This window comes from Finegoldia sp. (genome assembly GCF_046991905.1).
Classification (GTDB): domain Bacteria; phylum Bacillota; class Clostridia; order Tissierellales; family Peptoniphilaceae; genus Finegoldia.
Window position 1 is genome coordinate 1 of sequence record NZ_JBKWZF010000072.1, and the last position, 6511, is coordinate 6511.

Here is a 6511-nt window from a genome sequence, read left to right on the forward strand (position 1 = left end):
ACGCGCTAGACTTAGGATCTAGTGTCTTTGACGTGGGGGTTCAAGTCCTCTTTCCTGCACCAGAAATGTACGGTTCAATTTTAATGATTAATCATTAAAGTTGAACCGTTTTTTTATATAATTTTATAAAATAATCTGATAAATTTAAAATTGATAGATAAGTTTCATAAAAACTGCATTTGATGTTAGTGAATTTAAGCTAGATTTTTTCAAAGTGTTTTACATCAAATACATGGATTGTAGATTTTTCAGCCTGAATTACATATGCTTGTCTTAATAATTATGTATTTGATATTGGATATGATAGATAGCGGAGTATTATATCAGCGCCGAAGAAGATGATTCACGGTATAATAAAGATACAATAGAAAAGACAGAACACACAGGGGAAAAGGAGATAATAAAGAAATGTGTCAGATAATGATGTATTAGATGAACTAAACGACCATTTATACGCGAGTTTTAGAAATTGATGAAAAGGGAAAATTGAGCCGAAAATACGTTGGTAAAAATGCTAAAGTTATTATTAATTTAGAGACAAAAAAATAACATCTTGGAGAAAAAGTTTCAGGTTAAGAAAATAATTTGAGTAAGGTGGGAAATAATGTTTACAGATGAAGAAATAAAATTTTTGAAAAAGTTCAAATTGAAAAAAACTTTTGATTTAAATGATGATGATATATTCGAAATGGAAGATGCCGTATCTAATTTTTTGCAAATTAATGGATTTGATAAAGATTATAAAATAACGAAAGATGGTTTGATAGCTGAAAATATTTTAGACAAAATATTTGAATACTAAAAAAACATACTAACTAATTACAATTGTAATGTGTTAGATGTGCTTATTTATTATCATAAATTAAGCATTATGTAGTAATGACCTGGAACCCAAATTCCGGAATATGATGTGTACCCATAAAACTCGACACAATATTTAATTAATTAGTTGTAGTGGTTTTTTAAATGTTGGATATGTTGCTAGTAGTATGAGAGATGAATTCGATTATGAGAGAAGTCAATTCTACAAAGCTACAGTAAAATGGGATCCGGTATTTGAGTCTGATGCATCTACTTTGAATTTGGTCGGTGACGGATTGATTAAATTAAACCAAGCTATTCCAGGATTTGCCGATAGTGAGACTGTTAGAAAACTTACTGGCTTAGAGGTAAAAGATAATCGATAAGGATATAGTCCCTGATTTGTTAGATTTGATTGAAAAATCATTTCAGAATAAATTTAAAAAAGATGAAAAGATAAAAAAACTTGAAACTCTTTTATTCGAAAAGAAAAGTAATCATATGAGCTCTAATGAATACGCTATGAGGTTAGGTGGTATTTTATCTGAGTGTTATTTATAAAATATATCAGAAGGAGTACTTCCTAATGAGACTATGTATTATAATATTGCTAAGCGAATTATAGAGCCTACATTGAGAAAAAACTATGAATTGGTACAACATATGCCTCAGACACTCAAACGAGTTTAAACAGACAAGCTGACTTAAATATTAAGGGTTTAAAACCGAAAATTAATCAAGACAGAATTGAAGGTATCATAAACAGAGTTAGCGAGGATAAATTCGACAAAACAAAATGGGTGTTAAAAGAACCTATAACAAATTTCACTCAAGCTGTTGTTGATGATACAGTTAAAACTAATGCAGAATTTCATAGTAATTTGGGTCTATCTCCAAAGATTGTAAGAAAAGAACACGGAAATTGCTGCGATTGGTGTAGAAAGTTAGTTGGATCACATGAATATTATGATGTTAGCAATTCTGGAACTGATGTGTTCAGACGTCATAGGCATTGTAGATGCACTGTGGAGTATGTCCCAGATAAAAATAGTAGACAAAACGTGCATACTAAAAGAAAGCGTAATTCTAATTTTAGTAATGATAGAATTAAAAAAGCACAAGAATTACAGGATATAAGAGCACTAAACAGACATGAGGATTCATTGCAGTATAAACAATATATTTCTGTGTTAGGAAAAGATAAAATGCCCAAATCTTTAAGTGCCTTTCAAAAACTGAAATATGAGAATATTGAAGAATATGAGAAATTAATGGATCACGTGTTTATTCAAAATAATTTCAATAAAGGGATATGGAAAGATAAGGTTAATTTTGATAAACAGAAAAGGCATATGCAATCAACTGCTGGGAAAAATAAAAGCTATTTTTATGATGACATAAATGTAGAAAAGTTGTATAATGATTACAAGATGACTGGGAAATTTAGAAGAAGAAATGGAGTTAATGAGCATAACTTCGAATTAATTGATTTGGATTCTATTAGAAGTTATGGGATAGATATTTACACGAATAAACCAATAAATGGATTTACTATAGACTATAGTAAGAGTGGAGCGCATTTAATTCCAACATACAATAAAATAAAGGAGTAGAATGTGAAATTATTAGAATACAATACGAAATATATTAGATTAACTGATATAAACGGAAATAGTTATGATGGATATGCACACTATTGTGCAAAAGATGACTATGAAGTCGAAGAAGATGGTATAGAGATGAGAGTTGATAGAGATATTTGGGTTTTTTATGAATCAGACATCAAATCGATAGAAATATTAGACTAATTAAGCACACTAACTAATTACATTTGTAATAGATTAGAGGTGCTTTTTTAGTGCAAAATTTTAAGGGGGTAATGACAAGACTTGGTAATCAAAACCCAACAACAGCTGTTTTATTGCCCTACGAAAAGACATACGGAGATTGTGCCATTGAATGGTACGAAAAATCTGGGAGAAAGGCTCAGCAATGGCAGAAAAACTTAATTAATCATATATTGGCTAATTATGATGATGGCTTATGGACTCATACAAAATTTGGTTTTTCTCTTCCACGTCGTAATGGTAAAAATGAGGTTGTTCTTATTCGTGAGTTATATGGTCTCTTAAAAGGTGAGGAAATGCTCCATACAGCACACAGAACTAATACATCACATACCGCTTGGGAGAGAATTATTAAAGTGCTGGAGCCTATGGGTTATGTCAACGACGAAAATTTTACAACTTTAAAAGCTAAAGGAAATGAAGAGATAAGATTTGTTGACGGTGGTGTTTTAAAGTTTAGAACAATAACATCGACAGGTGGTCTTGGTGAAGGATATGATTTACTTGTTATTGATGAGGCTCAAGAATACACCGATGACCAACAATCTGCTCTTAAATACGTGGTTACTTCTAGTAAAAATCCACAGACGGTATTCATAGGAACACCTCCAACGACAGTATCAGCCGGTACTGTTTTTTTAAAATATGAGAAACAATGCTATCGATGGTGGTAGTAAAAACACAGGCTGGGCCGAGTGGGGGATTGATGAAGAATCAGATGTTAATGACGTAGAGCTTTGGTATAAGACAAATCCATCTCTTGGCACGATATTTACTGGAAGAAGTATTGAGGATGATGCAAAAGATGAGATTGAAAATAAGAGAAAAGATGTTGAGGGTTTTGATGGTTTTATGAGGGTAGTAGATGAAGGATCTAAACCAGTATAATGAGTATTCAAGTAAAAGACAAAAAGAGTTGTGGGATAATTTAGAAAAAGATGAGGCTAAGTTAATCGAAAAGCTCACTCAATTTTACAAAGAAGAATCTCATAAACTTGGGAAAGAAATTGCCGAATATTTTGCCAGGTATGGTAAGGATAATGTTATTGAATACAGATCACTTTTAACTAGATTAAGCAGTGTTGACAGAAAATTATTATATGAAAGATTTGATGATTTTATTGAGAAATACCCACAATATAAGCACTTAACTGATGTCAGAAAGTCAATTTATAAGTTGACAAGGCTAGAAGGACTTAATGAGTCTATAAAGTTGCAACAATTAGAAATTGGCGCTAAAGAAGTTGATAGATTACATGATTATTTGGTAGATTTATACGGAGATACTTATTATGAGATGGCAGATAGTATGGGATTTGGAAGAACTATGCTTAGTTTTGATAAAGAGAGTGCTGAGCTATTAATTAATAAGAAATGGACTCAACAGAAAGATTACAGTGATAGAATCTGGGAAAATAAAAGTAAGCTTATTAGTTACTTAACTAATGATTTTAGGACGTCTATTATAAGAGGCGACAGTTTCAATAGAGTTGTAAAACAAATGTCTGAGAGGTTTGTTAATCGCTCAAGAGCGGATATTAAGAGAATCGTACGAACTGAAGGTACAAGAATCAATAATGAAGCTATGATGAAGACATTTGATGATTCTAAGCTATATGATGAGTATGAGTATGTAGCTGTTATAGATAGAAAAACAAGTGATGTGTGCAAGGATTTGGACGGGGAGATATTTAAACTCAAGGATCGTGAGGTCGGGATAAACTTTCCACCAATGCATGTGAATTGTCGTAGTAGTTTTAGCGTGGTTATACCAGATGATTATGTAGATAGGTATGAGAAACTGTATGGGGACTATTTTGACAAAGAAAATAAAGCGAGTAGCGGAGCTAATGATAATATTTATCCAATAAATGATAAAACCATAGAGAAATTAAAAACACCGTATATTCCAAGCTTATCGGAATCTGAAAATAAAAAAATAAATGAATATCATAAAAAATTACTGAAAGAAGCTAGAGATAAGAATAATTCAATGAAAGTTGCATATATGTTTGATGATTTAGACGGTGAGATTAAAAAAGTATATGGAGATAAAAGTAGTCTGGATTTGGGAGCAGAAAACAAGAAATTTATACTTCACAATCATCCGAATAATGAATTTTTCTCTAATCAGGATTTGGCTTATTTTACAACTCATAAAGTAGAATACATGAGTATTGTAAAACATAATGGAGATGTCAGTATTATACAAAAAACAAATTATTTCGACTACAAAAAAACAGCTATTTTTTACAATAGACTTATAAAAAAATATAAGAATTTAATTGTAGGAAATGAGACAATCGGGTATAATAAAGTCATACAAAAATTAATTGAAAAATACGAAGGAATAAAACTTTATTAAGGAGACATATATGCTAAATACACACGAAAACAATAAAAAAGCTAATGAGATATGGAAAAAATTAATTAAAGAAGCAGAGCAAGAAGAAAAGAAGAAAAAACAAAAAAGAAAGAATAAGAGAAAATAAAGCACACTAACTAATTACAGCTGTAAGAAGGTAGATGTGCTTTTTTAGTACAAAATTTTAGGAGGTGGATGTGTTTTGGCAAAGGATGATTATAATGTTATTGTTTTCAAAATTCTGACATACTTGTATGCAGTTTTAAAGAGGGAAACTGTATTTGATATCAGTAAATTTAAGTTAGCTACACGCTTGGCACTCTTATTGATAAAGGGTATAATATTATTAAAGTAAAAAATACTTTCAAGCAAAATGTTGCGTATAAAGGAATTAACACTTTAGTTAAAAACAAAAATGGTATAATATTTGAATTACAATATCATACTGATAAGTCTTATTATGTAAAAAAACATGGATTACACGAAAAATACGAGAAACAAAGAGTGTTAGATAAAGTTAAGGATAAGAAAGAATGGGATAGTCTTAGAAATGCGATGATAGAATTGAGTAATAAAATCCCTATTCCTAGGAATGTAAAAAGGATTAAATAATTATGAAGTTTAAAACGCCAACTGTATATTATTATTGTCCAGATTATAAAAAATATGTGAAATGTGAAGGTGGCATGTATTACTGCATAAAAGATGGTAAGGAAATATTTAATGACTTCTATTCTAAGATTGATTTGGGGTCGATATATACCGAAGATATAACAAAGGAAGAATATTATGCTCAACTATCTTAGAGCTTTTTTTATTATGCTAAATGCGCATAAAGGACAAAAAGATAAAGGCGGACATGCTTACTTTTTACATCCATTAAGGGTTTCTAAGAAAATAAGTGATAGGCGATAAAAGATAGTTGCACTGTTGCACGATGTTTTAGAAGATTCTGACAAATATACAATTAATGATTTTGAATTTCTTGACTCTGAACAAAAAGATGCTTTGATTAAACTTACGCATCCAGAAAATGTAGCATACATGGATTATGTAAAAAATATAAAAAGTAACAGCATTGCAAGAAAAGTAAAACTAATGGATTTAGAAGATAATATGAATCTAAATAGGTTGAAATGTCTTATAGAAAAAGACTTTAAAAGAGTTGAAAAATACAAGAAAGCTAGAGGTTATCTTTTAGCATAAAATTAATAGCACACTAACCATTACTAATCTAAGATGTTGAAAGTTAAAGGGATAGAGTTGTTGGAGGAATAATATGTTAAATACACATGAAAATAATATTAAAGCAAAAAAAATGCTAGAAGAAGGGTATAAAAAATATCTAGAAGAAGAAAAGAAGAAAAAACAAAAAAAGAATAAGAGAAAATAGAGCACACTAACTCCTTACAGTTGTGAGACGTTAGAGGTGCTTTTTTTAGTAGACGAATTGTCAATTCAAATGCAACACCTATGGTAAGAAACCAAAAAGTTCTTC

The 6511-nt window shown here is 30.3% G+C and carries 9 protein-coding genes; all 9 read left to right on the forward strand.

Translation table 11 applies throughout. The annotated features are described in order from the left end of the window. Nucleotides 1–604: 604 nt before the first annotated feature. The 9 genes from ACLUJM_RS12220 (at nt 605) to ACLUJM_RS12260 (ending at nt 6219) form a co-directional block, all read left to right on the forward strand. A complete protein-coding gene (locus ACLUJM_RS12220; RefSeq protein WP_412412923.1) occupies nt 605–802 on the forward strand; it encodes a hypothetical protein in 198 nt (65 codons plus the stop codon). 187 nt (nt 803–989) lie between these two features. Next, on the forward strand, nt 990–1187 hold the full coding sequence (locus ACLUJM_RS12225) for a hypothetical protein (RefSeq protein ID WP_294685709.1): 198 nt from the start codon (nt 990–992) through the stop codon (nt 1185–1187). Nucleotides 1188–1601: 414 nt separating this feature from the next. Further along, nucleotides 1602–2414, forward strand: coding sequence for a polymorphic toxin type 50 domain-containing protein (locus ACLUJM_RS12230; RefSeq protein ID WP_412412924.1), 813 nt, complete (start codon nt 1602–1604; stop codon nt 2412–2414). Nucleotides 2415–2417: 3 nt separating this feature from the next. Continuing rightward, on the forward strand, nt 2418–2609 hold the full coding sequence (locus ACLUJM_RS12235; protein WP_294685713.1) for a hypothetical protein: 192 nt from the start codon (nt 2418–2420) through the stop codon (nt 2607–2609). A 71-nt stretch (nt 2610–2680) separates the two neighbouring features. Further along, entirely contained in the window at nt 2681–3322 is a 642-nt protein-coding gene (locus tag ACLUJM_RS12240; protein ID WP_294685714.1) for a hypothetical protein, read from the forward strand. Continuing rightward, nucleotides 3294–3536: a hypothetical protein gene (locus tag ACLUJM_RS12245; RefSeq protein ID WP_412412925.1), complete on the forward strand. Its 243-nt coding sequence runs from the start codon at nt 3294–3296 to the stop codon at nt 3534–3536. The genes ACLUJM_RS12240 and ACLUJM_RS12245 overlap by 29 nt, the downstream gene beginning before the upstream one ends. Continuing rightward, nucleotides 3514–5013 carry a minor capsid protein gene (locus tag ACLUJM_RS12250; protein ID WP_412412926.1) on the forward strand — a complete coding sequence of 500 codons (1500 nt, stop codon included), beginning with the start codon at nt 3514–3516 and terminating at the stop codon, nt 5011–5013. Before ACLUJM_RS12245 ends, ACLUJM_RS12250 begins: the two co-directional genes overlap by 23 nt. A 614-nt stretch (nt 5014–5627) precedes the next feature. After that, nucleotides 5628–5819 (forward strand): hypothetical protein, encoded by a 192-nt coding sequence (locus ACLUJM_RS12255; protein ID WP_094224365.1) that lies wholly within the window; start codon nt 5628–5630, stop codon nt 5817–5819. Between the two features lie 124 nt (nt 5820–5943). After that, nucleotides 5944–6219 (forward strand): hypothetical protein, encoded by a 276-nt coding sequence (locus ACLUJM_RS12260; protein WP_412412927.1) that lies wholly within the window; start codon nt 5944–5946, stop codon nt 6217–6219. Nucleotides 6220–6511 lie beyond the last annotated feature (292 nt).